The organism is Bacillus cereus group sp. BfR-BA-01382 (genome assembly GCF_022663475.1).
GTDB classification, from domain to species: Bacteria; Bacillota; Bacilli; order Bacillales; family Bacillaceae_G; genus Bacillus_A; species Bacillus_A thuringiensis_S.
The window spans coordinates 87,520-104,943 of record NZ_JAKUFQ010000004.1; the positions used below are offsets into that span (position 1 = coordinate 87,520).

A 17,424-nucleotide genomic window follows, 5' to 3' on the forward strand; every position below is an offset into this window, starting at 1 on the left:
AGGTTGTGCTTTTTTAATTTCCTTGTGGAGAAACAAGAGTAAATGTATCTTTCAAATCACTATCGTTTATTTTAATATTTGCCTTTTTTAATTCCTCTTGTAACAATTTTTTGCTGAATATAGGGTCAGCGATACGTTCTTCTTCTAAGTTTTTGCGAATAGATTTTTTTACTTCATCGTAAGGTTTTAAATCTTTTTTATCAGTTAATTTAATAACGTGATAACCGTTTGATGATTTTACGGGGTTGCTAATTTGTCCAACATTTAGTTTGTAGGCAGCCGTTTCAAATTCAGGAGCCATTGTACCTGAATTGAAGTATCCAAGGTCTCCGCCTTTATCTTTTGATAGTAGATCTTGTGATTCTTGTTTTGCTAATTCTTCAAATGAAGCACCAGCATCTAGTTTACTCTTTATTTCTTTCGCTTCATTTTCGTCACTTACTAAAATGTGACTCGCTTTAATTTCTGGCTTATAGTGGTCTTTTACGTCTTTCTCTGTAATGCTTTTCTTAATCGCTTCATTCATAGCAAGTTTGAACTTAATTTGATTTTTGAAATCCTCTTCATCTTTTAAACCATTATTTTCTAATACTTTTTTGAATTGATCTCCATATTGTTTTTTTACTTTTTCTACTTCTTTATTTACCTCTTCATCAGATACTTTATATTTTTTTGTGATGACGTCTTGTGCCATCATTTCGTATAGCATGTCTTTTCCGTAACGATCTTTCAACTGTTTTTCGAAGTCGTCCTTCGTAACGGTTGAGTCTGTTGCTGTGGCGACTGTAGCTGATTCGTTTTTTTGTCCGCAAGCAGATAGCATCAATATACTTATTAGTGCAGTAATAATGAAAATTTGTTTCCCTCTCATGCCAACACCTCATCCGAATATGTTATCGCTATTGTAGAATATAGAAGTGAACATGAAGTGAATTTTTAATGTTTTTTCCTGTGAAATGTAAAAAAAGTACATCAACATAATTGCTGATGTACGGTGGAATCAAAGGTGATCGGTCTTTTTAGAGTATGCACGTTTACCTTGCTCTATATTTTTTTGTTCTTGCTCATTTTTTTGTGCGCGTTTTGCATTATTATCGCGTGCTTTTTTGTCGTTATCACTCGTATGTGGCATATGTATCAACTCCATTCCTAAACGTTGTACGTTTATCATTTCCTTTTTCGTAAAGACTATGTATAGCGGTGCATTTATGAAGGGTAAAGGTGGATTCGAAATGGATTTGAAGTTGAATTATACTGAACTTATAAAGAAGTTAATCGTTGTAATCATCGCAGGTTTATTAAACGCGATTGGGATGAATTTATTTTTAACACCAGCAAAAGTGTATGCGAGCGGCTTTGCTGGATTGTCTCAATTATTATCACAAATATTAGGTGATTTTTTATCGATTCACATATCTACGGGAGTATTGTTTAGCTTATTTAATATTCCTGTCGTTATTTTAGCGTGGAAAAAGGTTGGAAAGGCCTTCACCTTTTTTAGTTTTCTTTGTGTTATATTTATGACTCTGTTTCTAGAAATCATCCCTGTTAGAGCGGTTTCGAATGATATTATATTAAATGCGATTTTTGGCGGGATTATTTCGGCAATTGGAGTAGGGATTGCTTTAAAGTGGGGTGCTTCTACAGGTGGATTAGATATTATCGCCATGATTTTATCAAAAATAAAAGATAAGCCTGTCGGTACATACTTTTTCTTTTTTAATGCAATTATCATTATCGCTGCTGGCTATGTATATGGATGGGAAAAAGCGTTATATACGTTAGTGACTTTATATGTATCAACGAGAATTATTGATGCAATTCATACTCGTCATGTAAAGATTACAGCATTAATTGTTACGAAGAATGGGGCGGACGTAAGAAAGGCGATTCACTCGCGATTAGTAAGAGGAATTACAACGATACCAGCAACAGGTGCTTATACGAATGAAAATAAAGAAATGTTAATGATGGTTATTACCCGTTACGAGTTATACGAATTGGAGAGGATTATTAAACAAGTGGACCCAGGTGCATTTACAAATATACTGCAAACAGTTGGGGTGTTCGGATTGTTTCGGAAAGATTAAAGAGGACCAAAGTTGGTCCTCTTTTTTAATGTACATTCGTAATGTTTTGCAATTGCTCTTGCATTTCACGGAGCTGAACTTTTTCAGCAGTTGAAGAGTTTGCGTAAGCGGATTGCAAAGCATTTTTTGCTCTATATACGAGATCTTGTTGCTCAGTACCGCTTGAACAAGATACGGCATTTTCAACAGCATCTCTAGCTTGTTGGAATAGTAAGTTCCCCATTTAAACCCCTCCAAAAGAAGAGTTACTTCTTGCCTTTTCTGCCTCAGCTAATGTACCTCTGTACGGGAATCTTGCATCATGCTTCATAACAGCATCGGCTCCTTGTTGGATAAAACGTTTTGATTTGTTCTTTTTACCCATTCGAAAAACCCCCTTTATTTAGCTGAAAACAATCGACGCGATGTCTTATGCGCCTACTTATAGTATGGGCATTTGGCAGGAAACTATAAGTAGGGAATTTTTAGATTACAACCCAAGAACCTCTTCTAAATATAAAGCAATACCATCTTCTTCGTTCGTTAACGTAGTATGGTTTGCGAGTGATTTTAATTCAGGGATGGCATTACCCATTGCGATGCCGTGACCAGCAAATTCAATCATTTCAAAATCATTATCTTCGTCACCGAAAGCGATAATTCGCTCTTGTGGAATGTTGTAATGACTAGAAATTTTTTGTAATCCGACCGCTTTATTTAATCCGCTTTTTACAATTTCAATAATCGGCCAAGGTGCACCCCATTTTCTATGGTCGATTACTTCCGCATGCATATCAGTTAAATGTTGACGAATTGCAGTAGAATGCTCGTCATGTGCGTCAATTAATAAGCAAGTTGGATGGTCATTTAAAATATTTAATAAGTCTCCTGTAAAAATCTTAGGAGAACCGAATTCGAAAATGTGTTTTTTATCTTCATCAATTTCACGAACATACACATCATCCATAACTTCAGCGTATATATTTTTTACGCCGAAATCAAAACAAGCTCGTACAATTTCTTGCGCTGTTGCTAGCTCAAGAGGAGAGTGATGTATACCCCAGTTTGAATCAAGAGGATGGTGCACGTACGCACCGTTAAAGTTTACGATAGGTGTATTCAGACCTAGTTCTTTATAGTAATCATAACTAGCGCGGAATGGACGTCCTGTTGAAATAACGACAACGTGTCCTTGTTCCTTTGCTTTTGCAATTGTATGTTTCGTTCGAGTGGAAATTATTTTGTTGTCTGTTAATAAAGTGCCGTCTAAGTCTAATGCGATTAAATGTTGTTTGTTCATAATTTCACCTCTTATAATAATTTTTTTGTTTCTATCTGTATTTCCGTTTTTAATATGCAGAAATAAGAGGTTAGACTGGGTGAGACCACCATAGATGGAGGTTTCACTATATATCCATCTTACGTCGCGAAGTACTATGGTGTCTACTATTTCTCGTTGGAAATTAAGAAAAGTCAACATCTTTTTAGAAAGTTCAAATAATGTTTCTTTCATTATGTACAAAATGTGAAAAGGGTTACATTGCTCGTATGATGAGGCATATAATGAACATGTAATCTTCTCGTATATGTTTGACTCTCCTTTGAAACTAGCCTAGAGTAGGTTGGTTTCTTTTTTTCTACAGATAGGAAAGGAATTCCTTCCTAAGCTTGTGTCATTCATGTATATGTACAAGAATGAGATGTAGTACTTGTTTCCTAAACATGACAGAAAACCTTTCTTTTAAAATGGATATACTAATGAGGCAAGACGTCATGGAAGGAGAATGAAGATGGGACAAAATCGCAGGTTTCGTTCTGGACAAAAAGCGCCAAATGATGGCATTTACGTAGAAATTGGTGAAACGGGAAGTATGGTAAAAAATCCGCAAATGGTACAATTAACTGCCGGTGAAAAGTTTCCAGATAACACGAATCATAACCGCCAGTGGACATATAAAAGAAAACCGTAACAGAAGCCGCAATCTTTATTGCGGCTTTTTTGTTGTTACATAATGTAGTTTCATTTATCGTACTTTTTTTAATAGCATAATGAATGCTCCTTTTTTCTTTTTCCAATAATAAGTTTGAAAATGCATAGGCGAATTTATTGTATAAAAAAGTCAGTTGGCGTATAATTAAATCAAAGGTCAAAGAAAGTCAAACGTTTGGAGGGCTGTAAAGATGGACTTAAATCAAATGACAACAAAAACACAAGAGGCGATTATGAGTGCCCAATCTTTAGCGGTATCTCATCATCATCAAGAAGTAGATACTGTTCATCTCTTGTTTACATTATTAGAAGAGCAAGATGGGTTAGCAGTGCGTATTTTTCAAAAAATGAATGTCGATATAGAAGCGTTAAAGCAAGGCGCCGAAAGTTTAATTAAGAAAAAGCCTTCTGTAACGGGAAGCGGTGCAGAAGTAGGCAAATTATATATAACAGGTGCTCTGCAACAACTATTTGTAAGAGCAGGAAAAGAAGCAGAGAAATTGCAAGATGACTACATTTCAGTGGAACATGTATTGCTTGCTTTTTCTGAAGAAAAAGGCGATATCAATCAATTATTTACAAGATTTCATATTACGAAAGATAACTTATTACAGTCTTTAATGACAGTTCGGGGGAATCAAAGAGTGACTAGTCAAAATCCAGAAGCAACTTATGAAGCGTTAGAAAAATATGGCCGTGATTTAGTGGCAGAAGTGAGAGCAGGGAAAATTGATCCTGTTATTGGCCGGGATAGTGAAATTCGACGTGTCATTCGCATTCTTTCACGTAAAACGAAAAACAACCCTGTTTTAATTGGTGAGCCAGGTGTTGGTAAAACAGCAATCGTTGAAGGGTTAGCGCAGCGTATTGTGAAAAAAGATGTACCTGAAGGGCTAAAAGATAGAACGATCTTCGCGTTAGATATGAGTGCGCTCGTAGCTGGTGCGAAATTCCGTGGTGAGTTCGAAGAGCGTCTGCAAGCTGTATTAAATGAAATTAAAAAGAGTGAAGGGCGTATTTTATTATTTATTGATGAACTTCATACAATCGTTGGCGCCGGTAAAACAGAAGGTGCGATGGATGCAGGGAATATGTTAAAACCGATGCTTGCTCGCGGTGAACTACACTGTATTGGGGCGACGACATTAGATGAATATCGTAAATATATTGAGAAAGACCCGGCGTTAGAAAGACGTTTCCAACAAGTATTAGCAGAAGAACCAACTGTTGAAGATACAATTTCCATTTTACGTGGTTTAAAAGAGCGTTTTGAAATTTATCATGGTGTAAATATTCATGACCGCGCGATTGTAGCAGCATCAGTTTTATCAGATCGATATATTTCGGACCGTTTCTTACCAGATAAAGCAATTGATCTTGTCGATGAAGCGTGTGCAACAATTCGTACAGAAATCGATTCTATGCCGACAGAATTAGATGAAGTAACGCGTCGTATTATGCAGTTAGAAATTGAGGAAGCAGCTCTTGGAAAAGAAACAGATCGTGGTAGCCAAGAACGTCTTAAAACGTTGCAACGTGAACTATCAGATTTAAAAGAAGTTGCAAGTGGTATGAGAGCGAAATGGGAGAAAGAAAAAGAAGACATTCACAAAGTTCGTGACTTACGTGAACATTTAGAACGTCTGCGCCGTGAATTAGAAGAAGCAGAAGGTAATTACGATTTAAATAAAGCAGCCGAACTTCGTCACGGGAAAATTCCAGCAATTGAAAAAGAGTTAAAAGAAGCGGAAGAAATGGGCGCGCATAATAAACAAGAAAATCGTTTATTACGTGAGGAAGTAAGTGAAGAAGAAATTGCAGATATTGTTTCACGCTGGACTGGTATTCCTGTTGCTAAACTCGTTGAAGGTGAACGCGAGAAATTACTACGCTTAGAGCAAATCTTATCAGAGCGTGTCATCGGACAAGAGGAAGCAGTAAGCTTAGTATCAGACGCGGTTCTTCGTGCTCGCGCTGGTATTAAAGATCCGAACCGCCCGATTGGTTCCTTCATTTTCTTAGGCCCTACGGGTGTTGGTAAAACAGAACTTGCAAAAACGTTAGCGCAGTCTTTATTCGATAGTGAAGAGCAAATGATTCGTATTGATATGTCTGAGTATATGGAGAAACACGCAGTGTCACGCTTAATTGGTGCACCTCCTGGATATGTAGGATATGAAGAAGGCGGTCAATTAACAGAAGCGGTAAGACGTAAACCATATTCCGTTATTTTATTAGATGAAATTGAAAAAGCACATCCAGAAGTATTCAACATTTTATTACAAATGTTAGATGATGGACGCATTACAGATTCGCAAGGACGTACAGTGGACTTTAAAAACACAGTTATTATTATGACTTCAAATATTGGATCTGCTCATTTACTAGATGGATTAGAAGAAGATGGCTCGATTAAAGAGGAATCAAGAGACCTTGTAATGGGGCAATTAAGAGGACATTTCCGCCCTGAATTTTTAAACCGTGTTGATGAAATTATTTTATTTAAACCTCTTACAACGAATGAAATTAAAGGTATTGTTGATAAAATTGTAAAAGAATTACAAGGGCGTTTAGCTGACCGTCACATTACAGTAGAATTAACAGACGCAGCAAAAGAATTTGTTGTAGAAGCTGGCTTTGATCCGATGTATGGAGCTCGTCCATTAAAACGATACGTACAACGTCAAGTGGAAACGAAATTAGCGCGAGAATTAATTGCAGGAACAATTACTGACAATAGTCACGTAGTTGTCGATGTAGAAAATAACGAATTAGTTGTTCATGTGAAATAAAAATAAAAAAGAGTTCGGATAAAATCCGGACTCTTTTTTTAGTGTTGTTCTACTGGCTCGTTTGGAATTGCAGCTGAAATCGCTAGTACTAATACAGCAAGAACAACTGAGAAAATAGACGCTTGGTTAAAGTCGTATGTACCGCCAGTCATAGAGCCGATTACATAGCTCATCATATGTACAAGTAAGAACGACCAAATTAATGCCCAAATGAAACGCATATTTTACACCTCTATTCGTTCAATCTGTCCTTATTGTAACACAATTGAAAAAAGAATATAGAAAAATATTTGTAGATTTTTCAACGCAAATTTGCATTCCGTTCATACATTATAAAAGAGTGGTTTTATATGTTTAGAAAATAAGGCGGGGGAAAAATGAGTATTACGGAACGTTTTTTTTACTTAGAAAAAGAACCATGTGTCATTTATTTACCGGAGAAGCCAAATGGATTTTCGGTTATGCTCCTCGGTGATTACAACTACTTTATTGAGAATGGTACAAGTTTATGGACACAGCATGCGGGAAGATCTTATTTTTTACATGGCCTTATTGAGGAAGGCTACACAGTCTTTTCTTCTAATTTATACGGAAGGCACTGGGGAAACGACCAATCTGTTCGTCTAGCAAAACGTTTATATGATGTTGTTTTGAGAAAAGAGACGTTAAATGCGAAAATGCACATAATGGCAGATGGTATGGGTGCGCTTGTAGCACTTGAAATGATGAACAAATACCCTGAATGTATTCGTTCTGTCATTATGTTGAATCCATGTTTAGATTTACCAGAATATGTGGAATTTGAGAAAGAGCATAAGTTTTTTTACAAAAGATTAGTGAAGGAATTAAGTTTGGCGTATGATGCCAAAGAAGAAGAGTTAGATTTAAAAATAAATAAGAAATCATTTACGCTTCTGCCATCTTGTGTACCTGTCAAAGTTTTCGTATCAACACAAGAAAAAAGAGGAAGAAAACAACAGTTGCGTAAATATGAGAAAATGAGGCAATTAAATCAATGCGATACTTCTGTCTTGTTCCATCTGCAAGATGTGAAATATAAAATGGTTAGGCAAACGACTGATTTCTTTAAAAAATATGAAGAAGAATTGTGAAGCTCCCATATACATAAATGAGGAGCTATTTGTTTCAAGGAGAAAGGGTTGGTGGTATGGAACGCGTGCTGATAATAGGTGCACTTACGTTTGTAGGTTATCACCTTGTGAATAAAATGATCGCAGAAGAAGTAGAAGTGTATGGTCTTGATTTTGATGAATTCAATAGTATGACCAAAATTAATGAAGAGAAGTTATTGTTAATTGGGCGAAATGCGTTATTTACGTATTATTCGATAAGAGATGAAGATGGATGGAGATTAGTAGAGGAAGAGAGATTCGATACTGTTTACTTTTGCTTATATGAGCCAAATCAGCAATGTGGATTTCGGAATGAAAGAGTCATATTACAATATTTAAAGCGAATTATAAGAATGTGTGAAGAACAAAAATTGAAGTTAAATTTAATTTCTTCTATTGAAGTAGGTAGTACAGATGAATCGGAAAATAAGCGCATATTTTTGAAAGTAGAAGAAGGATTGAAAAAAGGGGATTTACAATATAGTGTATTTCGAGTTCCTACATTATATGGACCGTGGCAACCGTCTTTTATGATGTATCATCAGCTCATTTTATCAGAACTGGATGAGAAAGAGTGCTATTATGCGAGTGAGGAAAACGGAAGTGATCTACTGTACGTGGAAGATGTATGTGAATACTTATGGGAAAATGGAATGAACGAGCAGCATCTCGGTATATACAATTTGCTTAGTGGTAAAAAGTCATTATGGAAAAAAGGTATGAACCTTTTACGCGCGGATGATAAAGTAAATAAAAATAATAACGAAGTAAGAGATGAGGCTATCGAGGTAATTTCGATAAAAAGAAATACTCCGTTAGAATACGGTTTAAATAAGCAACTGGCACACATGAAAAAATATAAAGAGTTATACGAAGGGTAGCACGCGTGTTACACTATTGTATGTGAAAGTTTTAATGGAGAGGAAGAGTATAATATGAACGAAAAAAGCATGCAGTTTTTACAAATCGCAATGAAGCATTTACCAGAAGCAAAGGCCATTTTAGATGATAATGGAATTGCGCTTGATATGGAGAAAGCACAACCAGTATTAGAGTTATTGATGAAAGTTATGAACGAAGCATATGAGCTTGGGAAAGCAGATCAACAATAAAACCCTTTCTTTTTGAGGAGAAAGAGGCTCGAACCGTCGAGAGAAGCGGTTCGAGCCTTTTTATATTTCAAAAGAAACAGGGAAGGTATGTTTCTGTTTCTTTTAATAAACAATAAAGTGAATAATGCCTAGCTTTATGTTTTAGCTGAAATATATTCTAGACAAAAATACATTTATGTTTTAAAATTAGTACCAAGTCATAATAATTGATATAAAACGGAGGGCTGCGATGTGAACGTGGGCATTTTAGGGATCGGAAGATATGTGCCGGAAAAAGTAGTCACAAATCACGATTTAGAGAAGATAATGGATACATCCGATGAATGGATTCGTACGAGAACGGGAATTGCCGAAAGACGCATTGCCGATGATACAATAGATACTTCGTATATGGCCGTAGAGGCTGCTAAAAAAGCACTTGAAGATGCAGGGGTTAGCGGAGAAGATATCGATCTTATTTTGGTGGCGACAGTAACACCAGATCGTGCGTTTCCAGCAGTAGCTTGTGTCATTCAAGAAGCGATTGGAGCGAAACATGCAGCTGCAATGGATGTAGGTGCAGCATGTGCTGGTTTTATGTACGGAATGATTACAGCGCAGCAATTTATTCAAACGGGAACTTATAAAAATGTATTAGTAGTTGGTAGTGATAAACTATCTAAAATTGTAGACTGGAATGATCGAAATACAGCGGTACTATTTGGAGACGGAGCCGGTGCTATCGTAATGGGAGCTGTTTCAGAAGGAAGAGGCGTTCTATCTTTCGAATTAGGAGCAGACGGAAGTGGCGGTAAGCATCTTTATCAAGACGAGTATGTTATGATGAATGGCAGAGAAGTGTTTAAATTTGCCGTTCGTCAACTTGGTGAATCTTGTCTTCGCGTGCTGGATAAAGCTGGTCTTACGAAAGAGGATGTGGATTTCTTAGTACCGCATCAAGCGAACATTCGTATTATGGAATCTGCAAGAGAGAGATTAAATTTACCACAAGAAAAAATGAGTATGACAATTGAAAAGTTTGGTAATACATCAGCTTCTTCAATTCCAATTGCAATGGTAGAGGAATTGCAAAATGGACGTATTCAAGATGGTGATTTAATTATACTTGTTGGTTTTGGCGGCGGATTAACATGGGGAGCAGTTGCTCTTCGTTGGGGTAAATAAGGACTGAGAGAAAAAAAGGAGTGTATTTTGTATGGAAAAAAAGAGGGTCGTAATTACAGGGCTAGGAGCTGTTACACCGATCGGTACAGATGTTGAAACAGCGTGGGAAAACATTAAAAAAGGTGTATCTGGAATCGGACGACTTACAAGAATTGATCCGGAACTATTTCCAGCAAAAGTAGCAGCAGAAATTAACGACTTTGAAGTCGAGAAATATATTGATAAAAAAGAAGCGCGCCGTATGGATCGCTTTACACAATATGCAGTAGCAGCAGCGAAAATGGCAGTTGCAGATGCAAAGCTTGAAATTACAGAAGAAAACGGACCTCGAATTGGTGTATGGATTGGATCTGGTATTGGCGGTATGGAGACATACGAAGAACAATTTAAGATTTTTACTGAGAAAGGTCCGCGCCGTGTGAGCCCATTCTTCGTGCCGATGATGATCCCAGATATGGCAGCAGGTCAAGTATCAATCGCAACAGGAGCGAAAGGAATTAACACTTGCTCTGTAACGGCTTGTGCATCTGGTGCAAACTCAATTGGTGATGCATTTAAAGCAATTCAGCGTGGTGATGCTGATGCAATGATAACAGGCGGAGCTGAAGCGCCGTTAACAAGTATGGCATTCGCAGGATTTAGCTCAGCGAAAGCATTAACATTTAATGAAGACCCAGCAACGGCTTGCCGTCCATTTGATAAAAACCGTAGCGGTTTCGTAATGGGTGAAGGTTCAGGTATTTTAATTCTTGAAGAATTAGAGCACGCATTAGCTCGTGGTGCTCACATTTATGCGGAAATCGCTGGTTACGGTGCAACTGGTGATGCATTCCATATTACAATGCCGGCTCCTGGTGGTGAAGGCGGCGTGCGTGCAATGCGTCAAGCTTTAGCAGATGCAGGTCTACAGCCAGAAGATATTGATTACATTAATGCGCACGGTACAAGTACGGATGCGAATGAAAAGTATGAAACGATGGCAATTAAAGAAACGTTCGGTGAGCACGCGTACAAAGTAGCAATTAGCTCAACGAAATCAATGACAGGTCACTTATTAGGAGCAGCTGGTGCTGTTGAAGCGATCTTCTCAATTAAATCAATTACAGACGGAGTAATCCCTCCAACAATTAACTATGAAACACCAGATCCAGAATGTGACTTAGATTACGTACCGAATCAAGCGAGACAACAAGAAGTAAATGCAGTATTAAGTAACTCACTAGGATTCGGTGGTCATAACGCAGTATTAGTATTTAAATCGTATAAATAATAGATGAAATAAGGAGTTTTTTCGTAGCATATTACGAAAAAACTCCTTATTTATTTTTACGTCTTTTTCTCTTGTAGCATATACATAAGAAAAAAGGAGGGATAAAGATGGGGGTTATTGAAACAGCTGAATGGCTACATTTATATTATGGACGGCCAGAAAAACTTTGTGAGAAATTTACGAAGTATATTCCGTTGCCAAAAGAAAGGTTGTATCGCTTTTTAATTTCAAAAGGGATGTATCGTCCGGTCATGCATGGGGAAAAGGAAATTAAAGAATTAGAGGAAAAGGAAATTTGGAAAGAGTTGAGCTTGGAGTATGATAAATTGAAAAATTGGTTGAAAGGTCCGGATGTCCCTGTCTTTATTTTATTATCAGATTCCTATAATCGAACTGTACAAGAAGAGTATAACGGTAGGGCTGGATTATCTATGCGTCATGTTATTTTCTTATTTGTATGTGGACGGAATTCGGTGGAAGAATTAAAGGTGTTATTGGCGCATGAATATCATCACATATGCAGGTTACATCAAATTGAGACGAAAGAAACAGAATATACATTACTTGATACGATGATTATGGAAGGGCTAGCTGAGCAAGCGGTAACGGAAAGATATTCAGAAAAAAACAATGCACCGTGGACGATGTATCTTTCAAAAGAAGAGGCTATTTATTATTGGAAAAATGTTGTACATGAAAGAATAAGTATAAAACGAGGAACAAGGGAGCACGACATCTTATTAAATGGATTTCACTCTTATCCAAAGATGCTTGGCTATGCGCTTGGATTTCATATTGTCAAAGATTGTGTAACATTGGAAGGAGAAGATACACTTTCTTTATTATCTATAGATGCAAAAGAAATATTGAATAAAGCAAATACATTTCATATATAAAAAAACAGGAGCTCTATTTCCTGTTTTTTTAGTATTAATAGAAGAAAAAATAATAATTAGAATATATTTCCTTAGGTGGAATAAAGTTAAGAAAAATTGAACATAATGATTGATACAAACAGTAGTGAAGTGAGGGGTAGTGAATGTTATATCTACATGATGTATGGGTAAATTGGTTTGAAGGTGAAGAGAATGGGTATAACGTTTGTCATTTTTACGAATGGCGGAAAGATGATACGATTGAGCTATTAGATCAAGTGCCATTATTAAAAGTAGATGCCACATTATATCATTACATCGAGGACGAATTGTTAGAGCTTCCGCAAAAATTGTTGGAAGACGTACATCATAAGGCTTATATTCGTAAAAATCATGAACGTTTGCAGCAAGAGTATTGCTTTGTTGTTACAGATGGAAAAGGAATTATTGCGATTGATACAATTGGTTACAATGTACCTATTCGTAAAAGCAGACTTATACCACGGCAAGAGCAGATGGTATATGAGATGGTAGAAAACGTACAAGCAGAAAAGTATGAGTTCCAAGTAGAAGAAACAGAAAAAGAACACCACATTTTATCACCATCGCCTTTCATTATGAATGGCTTGACTCGTAAAGAAAGACAACTAAAACAATTATTATTTATGGCGTTAGATCAATTACATACAACGAAAAATACAGCGGAAATTCGCTATTGGTACACAGAGTGGGATCCGTCAGCATATGGAACGGTCCAACATATGGAATTTGAAGATATTTGGGCAAGACTATATGATGAAGCGAAATCAGGCTGGTCTGAGAAGCACGAACAATTATGCGAGCGCCTTGTAAAAGGACAGCCGTTTTTTGAAAAGTTATGGGAAATGGAAAATGAGCAAAAGGTAAATTAAAAAACCGCCAATTGGCGGTTTTTTAATTTGGTGAAATCCAGCTCCAGCGGCAAGAATGTTCGGTGGCTTCGCGCCTTCCTGCGAGGCAAAAAGCGCCTTTACGTCAGGAGCTCCATCCCCCTCACATTCTAAACGAGCCGCTTCCACTTTATATGTAATTTAGCTCCGGCTCCTAGCCCTTCGCGTCTAAGAACCTTCCCCACGAGAAGGTAAAAAGCACCTTCTGTGGGAAAGAACTTTAGCCGTCAGGGCTAAGCAGTCGCCTCCGCTTTTTATGTTACCTACGTTTTCTGCTTAGTCCCATTGCGTTTTCTACTTTGCGTAGTTGTTTGAATGCAACGCGGTTTGCTTTTTCGGCACCTTTGTCTAGAATTTCGTCTAGTTCTGGGGAGCTGATTAGTTCGTTATATTTGTCTTGGATTGGGCGAATTGCTTCTACGACTACTTGTGCTAAGTCGCCTTTGAAGTCGCCGTATCCTTTTCCTTCGTACATTGCTTCTATCTCTTCAACTGTTTTTCCTGAGAATGAAGAGTAAATTGTTAATAGGTTAGAGATTCCAGGTTTATTTTCTTTATCGAATTTCACGATACCTTCTGAATCTGTTACAGCACTTTTAATTTTCTTTTCAATTGTTTTTGGTTCATCAAGCATACTGATCATTGATTTTGGATTCGGATCAGATTTACTCATTTTTTTCGTAGGTTCGGTTAATGACATAACGCGAGCTCCTACTTTTGGAATACGAATTTCAGGAACTATGAACACTTCACGGAAGCGTTTGTTGAAACGCTCTGCTAGATCACGTGTTAATTCCATATGTTGTTTTTGGTCATCACCAACAGGTACGATTTCTGTGTTATAAAGTAAAATATCAGCAGCCATTAATGGTGGATACGTAAGTAATCCAGCTGGAACTGAATCTCTACCTGAAGCTTTATCTTTATATTGTGTCATACGCTCTAATTCTCCAACGTAAGCAACAGATTGCATGATCCATCCTAGTTGAGCGTGTGCAGGTACTTCTGATTGTACAAATAAAGTAGCTTTTTCAGGATCGATGCCGCATGCTACATAAAGTGCAGCAAGACTACGAATGTTTTTGCGAAGTTGTATAGGATCTTGAGGTACTGTAATGGCATGTTGGTTTACAATACAGAAATAGCAATCGTGTTCGTTTTGAAGCTCTGTAAATTGCTTCATAGCCCCTAAATAGTTTCCAAGTGTAATCGTTCCGCTTGGCTGAATACCAGAAAAGATAACTGACATAATTATTTCCTCCTAAATTTGAATGCGTGATAGGGAAGAGAAGGCAAACAAAAAAGCCCATTCATCCCAAAAAACTATAGGGACGAATGGACCGCGGTACCACCCTAATTATTTCACTACTGTGAAATCTCTCTAATCCATAGTAACGTCTGGATATAACGCCAAGGCCTACTACTTTCGGTTCGGTTTGGTGCTCAAAAGCCCATTCCATACTGTACAATTACTTGTTCACACCGACCACAAGCTCTCTGAAATTGCATCAATATGTACTCTTCTTTATCATCGCATACATATAAATTTATTTATTGTTACTTGAGCTCTTTTAATATGAAAGAACTAAAGTTTTATAACAAAATGTTTTGCTGATTATTATATCATATGGGATAGTGTTTGCAAACTACATCAAAATAGTAAAGCTAATGAGGGTCGAGAACAACCCAAGAACGATACCTGTAATACAAATTGGATATGTCCATTTGAATGAATATGTTTTATAAATACGTTCTTTCTTATCTGTAGGTTCCTCGACTTCTTCAATTAAAGAGTCAATCTTTTTGTTCGTGCCAAATACTCTCTGGAAAGCGTAAAGAGTTACATTGAAAAATCCATTTTGAAATATGAATAAAAAACCACCTATCAGAATAAAAAATAGCGCGATATAAAACGAGATGTTGACAAAGTTCAACAAAAATTGAGATGAAATGAGGAATGCACCAATACTAGAAGCAATCATCGCTATAAAAATTAGTATACAAGTATGAAAAAAAACTTTATTCAAAATATTCCCCTCCGTCAAAATATTACTAGAATTATTATACTATAAAAGCTATAATAAGTACTAGAAATAATTTTTTGAAAATTATACACAATTAAAGGTCTGATTTTAAGATGATGGTAGCAATGTTAACGTATCCCTTTACGAAAAATTAAAAATATAAACATTTTATTAAAAATTTTAACAAAAAAACAAAAAACTATATTCACAATCGTCGTATTATATGTATAATGAAAATTGTAGAAACTTGGAGATTATTCTTTCAATTCTACTTTTTAACAAGTGAGGGTACAGGAAGTGCAATTAGGGGAGGCAACACAACATGAAGAAAAAGATACCGTTATTACTTGCATCAACTTTAACTGCAAGTATGTTGCTTGGCGCGTGTAGCTACCAAAAAGATGATGCAAAAGCAAAAGGGAAAGAGAACGCTACGAGTAGTAGTAACGGAAAACAGATTCTTAATTTAACAGAGTTATCTGAAATTCCGTCAATGGATGCATCATTAGCATCTGACTCTTCATCTTCTACAGCATTAAATAATACGATGGAAGGTTTATATCGTATTGGCAAAGATCAAAAGAGAATGCCTGGCGTTGCAGAAGATGTCGAAAAGCTAGATGATGGGAAGAAATACATATTTAAATTAAGAAAAGATGCGAAATGGTCAAATGGGGAACCTGTAACAGCTAAAGACTTTGTGTATTCATGGAAAAGAGCCGTAAATCCAGATACAAAAGCAACGTATTCGTACATTATGTTCGATATTAAAAATGCAGAGAAAATTCATAAAAAAGAATTACCTGCTGACCAATTAGGTGTAAAAGCGATTGATGATTATACATTAGAAGTGGAATTAGACAATCCCGTTCCTTACTTTATCGATTTAACAGTTTATCCAGTATTTTACCCGCTAAATGAAAACTTTGTAAAAGCACAAGGTGATAAGTTTGGTTTAGAGGCAAATACAACATTATATAACGGTCCATTCGTTATGAGTGATTGGAAACATGAACAAAGTTTCCAATTCAAGAAGAATCCTTCATATTGGGATAATAAAACGGTTAAAATCGAAGAAATCAACTTTAATATTGTAAAAAATACAGCAACTGATGTAAATTTATATGAGACAAACGCGATTGATCGTGCGGCTTTAACGTCTGAATTTGTTGATAAGTTTAGACAAAGCCCAGAGTTCCAAACAAGAAAAGAAGCAGGGGTTGCTTACTTAAGATTTAATCAAAGTAATCAGTACTTAAGTAATAAAAACTTAAGAAAAGCAATTTCAATGTCCTTTGACCGTGATAACATTGCGAAAGTTATTTTAAATAACGGTGCAATTGGAGCTTACGGATTTGTTGGAAAAGATTTCGCTGAAGGTCCGAATAAAAAAGATTTCCGAGCTGAAAATGGAAAGCTAGTTGAAACAAATCCAAAAGAAGCGAAAAAGCTTTGGGAAACAGCGAAGAAAGAGCTTGGAACTGATAAAATCGAACTAGAATTCTTAAACTTTGATAATGAAGATGCTAAAAAAGTTGGTGAATTCTTAAAAGGTGAGATAGAAAAGAACTTACCAGGTTTATCAATTAAAATTAAACAGCAACCATTCGCACAAAAAAATAAATTAGAAGATTCTCAGCAATATGATATTGCGTTTGGTATTTGGGGACCAGATTTCCCAGATCCAATCTCATATTTAGATATGTTTGTTACGAATGGTTCTCAAAATAAAACAGGGTATTCTAATCAGAAGTATGATGAGTTAATCCTAAAAGCTAAAACAGATACAAAAGATTTACAAGCTCGCTGGAACAACCTTCTAGAAGTAGAGAAGATGTTAATTAAAGAAGATGCAGTTATCACTCCAATCTTCCAAAAAGGTTCAGCGTATGTAGTAAAAGGTGCCGTAAAAGATATTATCCCAATTAACTATGGTGGTAAATTAACTTACAAATGGGCATCTGTTGAACAAAAATAATCTTTTTTTTCCATCGTTTACAAGGGTATATGCCTATGATGGGCATATGCTCTTATTTTAAAAAAATAAAAGTAAGAATATTTTAAAC

General features: G+C 36.3%; 19 protein-coding genes and 1 other annotated feature. Of the genes, 11 read left to right on the forward strand and 8 right to left on the reverse strand.

The window, feature by feature from the left end; genetic code table 11:
- Window positions 1-13: 13 nt before the first annotated feature.
- Both prsA and MR160_RS03215 read right to left on the reverse strand, forming a co-directional pair.
- Window positions 14-871, reverse strand: a complete 858-nt coding sequence (prsA, locus tag MR160_RS03210; protein WP_001214385.1) for a peptidylprolyl isomerase PrsA — start codon at window positions 869-871, stop codon at window positions 14-16.
- A 129-nt stretch (window positions 872-1,000) separates the two neighbouring features.
- Complete coding sequence (locus MR160_RS03215) at window positions 1,001-1,132, reverse strand: DUF3941 domain-containing protein (RefSeq protein WP_001120845.1); 132 nt, start codon at window positions 1,130-1,132, stop codon at window positions 1,001-1,003.
- A 100-nt stretch (window positions 1,133-1,232) separates the two neighbouring features.
- Here MR160_RS03215 and MR160_RS03220 point away from each other — a divergent pair, with 100 nt between their 5' ends.
- Window positions 1,233-2,090, forward strand: coding sequence for a YitT family protein (locus tag MR160_RS03220; protein WP_000364431.1), 858 nt, complete (start codon window positions 1,233-1,235; stop codon window positions 2,088-2,090).
- 25 nt (window positions 2,091-2,115) lie between these two features.
- On the opposite strand, the gene MR160_RS03225 is transcribed toward MR160_RS03220, so the two are convergent.
- From MR160_RS03225 to MR160_RS03235, 3 genes are all read right to left on the reverse strand, one after another.
- Window positions 2,116-2,313 carry a DUF3813 domain-containing protein gene (locus MR160_RS03225; protein ID WP_000527408.1) on the reverse strand — a complete coding sequence of 66 codons (198 nt, stop codon included), beginning with the start codon at window positions 2,311-2,313 and terminating at the stop codon, window positions 2,116-2,118.
- On the reverse strand, window positions 2,314-2,454 hold the full coding sequence (locus MR160_RS03230) for a hypothetical protein (protein ID WP_000516816.1): 141 nt from the start codon (window positions 2,452-2,454) through the stop codon (window positions 2,314-2,316).
- A gap of 105 nt (window positions 2,455-2,559) precedes the next feature.
- On the reverse strand, window positions 2,560-3,369 hold the full coding sequence (locus MR160_RS03235) for a Cof-type HAD-IIB family hydrolase (protein ID WP_001041241.1): 810 nt from the start codon (window positions 3,367-3,369) through the stop codon (window positions 2,560-2,562).
- A 490-nt stretch (window positions 3,370-3,859) separates the two neighbouring features.
- On the opposite strand from MR160_RS03235, the gene MR160_RS03240 reads away from it, so the two are divergent.
- The gene (locus MR160_RS03240; RefSeq protein WP_000531422.1) at window positions 3,860-4,039 is read left to right on the forward strand and encodes a YjzC family protein; all 180 of its coding nucleotides are present in this window, start codon (window positions 3,860-3,862) and stop codon (window positions 4,037-4,039) included.
- A gap of 211 nt (window positions 4,040-4,250) precedes the next feature.
- Entirely contained in the window at window positions 4,251-6,851 is a 2,601-nt protein-coding gene (clpB, locus tag MR160_RS03245; RefSeq protein WP_000365378.1) for an ATP-dependent chaperone ClpB, read from the forward strand.
- A gap of 38 nt (window positions 6,852-6,889) precedes the next feature.
- On the opposite strand, the gene MR160_RS03250 is transcribed toward clpB, so the two are convergent.
- Window positions 6,890-7,072, reverse strand: a complete 183-nt coding sequence (locus tag MR160_RS03250; protein WP_001211116.1) for a YjzD family protein — start codon at window positions 7,070-7,072, stop codon at window positions 6,890-6,892.
- 156 nt (window positions 7,073-7,228) lie between these two features.
- Between MR160_RS03250 and MR160_RS03255 the strand changes: the two genes are divergently transcribed.
- The 7 genes from MR160_RS03255 (at window position 7,229) to MR160_RS03285 (ending at window position 13,316) form a co-directional block, all read left to right on the forward strand.
- Window positions 7,229-7,963, forward strand: a complete 735-nt coding sequence (locus tag MR160_RS03255; protein ID WP_000028706.1) for a lipase family protein — start codon at window positions 7,229-7,231, stop codon at window positions 7,961-7,963.
- Between the two features lie 29 nt (window positions 7,964-7,992).
- The gene (locus MR160_RS03260) at window positions 7,993-8,865 is read left to right on the forward strand and encodes an NAD-dependent epimerase/dehydratase family protein (RefSeq protein WP_000486171.1); all 873 of its coding nucleotides are present in this window, start codon (window positions 7,993-7,995) and stop codon (window positions 8,863-8,865) included.
- A 54-nt stretch (window positions 8,866-8,919) separates the two neighbouring features.
- Entirely contained in the window at window positions 8,920-9,096 is a 177-nt protein-coding gene (locus MR160_RS03265) for a ComZ family protein (RefSeq protein WP_001003335.1), read from the forward strand.
- 231 nt (window positions 9,097-9,327) lie between these two features.
- On the forward strand, window positions 9,328-10,260 hold the full coding sequence (fabH, locus tag MR160_RS03270; protein WP_001100533.1) for a beta-ketoacyl-ACP synthase III: 933 nt from the start codon (window positions 9,328-9,330) through the stop codon (window positions 10,258-10,260).
- 31 nt (window positions 10,261-10,291) lie between these two features.
- Window positions 10,292-11,530, forward strand: a complete 1,239-nt coding sequence (fabF, locus tag MR160_RS03275; RefSeq protein WP_000412645.1) for a beta-ketoacyl-ACP synthase II — start codon at window positions 10,292-10,294, stop codon at window positions 11,528-11,530.
- 107 nt (window positions 11,531-11,637) lie between these two features.
- Window positions 11,638-12,426, forward strand: a complete 789-nt coding sequence (locus MR160_RS03280; protein ID WP_000538198.1) for a DUF2268 domain-containing putative Zn-dependent protease — start codon at window positions 11,638-11,640, stop codon at window positions 12,424-12,426.
- A gap of 143 nt (window positions 12,427-12,569) precedes the next feature.
- Window positions 12,570-13,316, forward strand: coding sequence for a YjbA family protein (locus MR160_RS03285; RefSeq protein WP_000966119.1), 747 nt, complete (start codon window positions 12,570-12,572; stop codon window positions 13,314-13,316).
- Window positions 13,317-13,593: 277 nt separating this feature from the next.
- Here MR160_RS03285 and trpS read toward each other — a convergent pair whose 3' ends face one another.
- Together trpS and MR160_RS03295 are read right to left on the reverse strand one after the other, a co-directional pair.
- Window positions 13,594-14,583 (reverse strand): tryptophan--tRNA ligase, encoded by a 990-nt coding sequence (gene trpS, locus MR160_RS03290; protein WP_000110979.1) that lies wholly within the window; start codon window positions 14,581-14,583, stop codon window positions 13,594-13,596.
- 75 nt (window positions 14,584-14,658) lie between these two features.
- Window positions 14,659-14,875 (reverse strand) — a binding site (T-box leader).
- A gap of 105 nt (window positions 14,876-14,980) precedes the next feature.
- Window positions 14,981-15,361 carry a DUF3899 domain-containing protein gene (locus tag MR160_RS03295; protein ID WP_001045002.1) on the reverse strand — a complete coding sequence of 127 codons (381 nt, stop codon included), beginning with the start codon at window positions 15,359-15,361 and terminating at the stop codon, window positions 14,981-14,983.
- 319 nt (window positions 15,362-15,680) lie between these two features.
- Here MR160_RS03295 and MR160_RS03300 point away from each other — a divergent pair, with 319 nt between their 5' ends.
- Window positions 15,681-17,336: a peptide ABC transporter substrate-binding protein gene (locus MR160_RS03300; RefSeq protein WP_000727209.1), complete on the forward strand. Its 1,656-nt coding sequence runs from the start codon at window positions 15,681-15,683 to the stop codon at window positions 17,334-17,336.
- The last annotated feature ends 88 nt before the right edge of the window (window positions 17,337-17,424 follow it).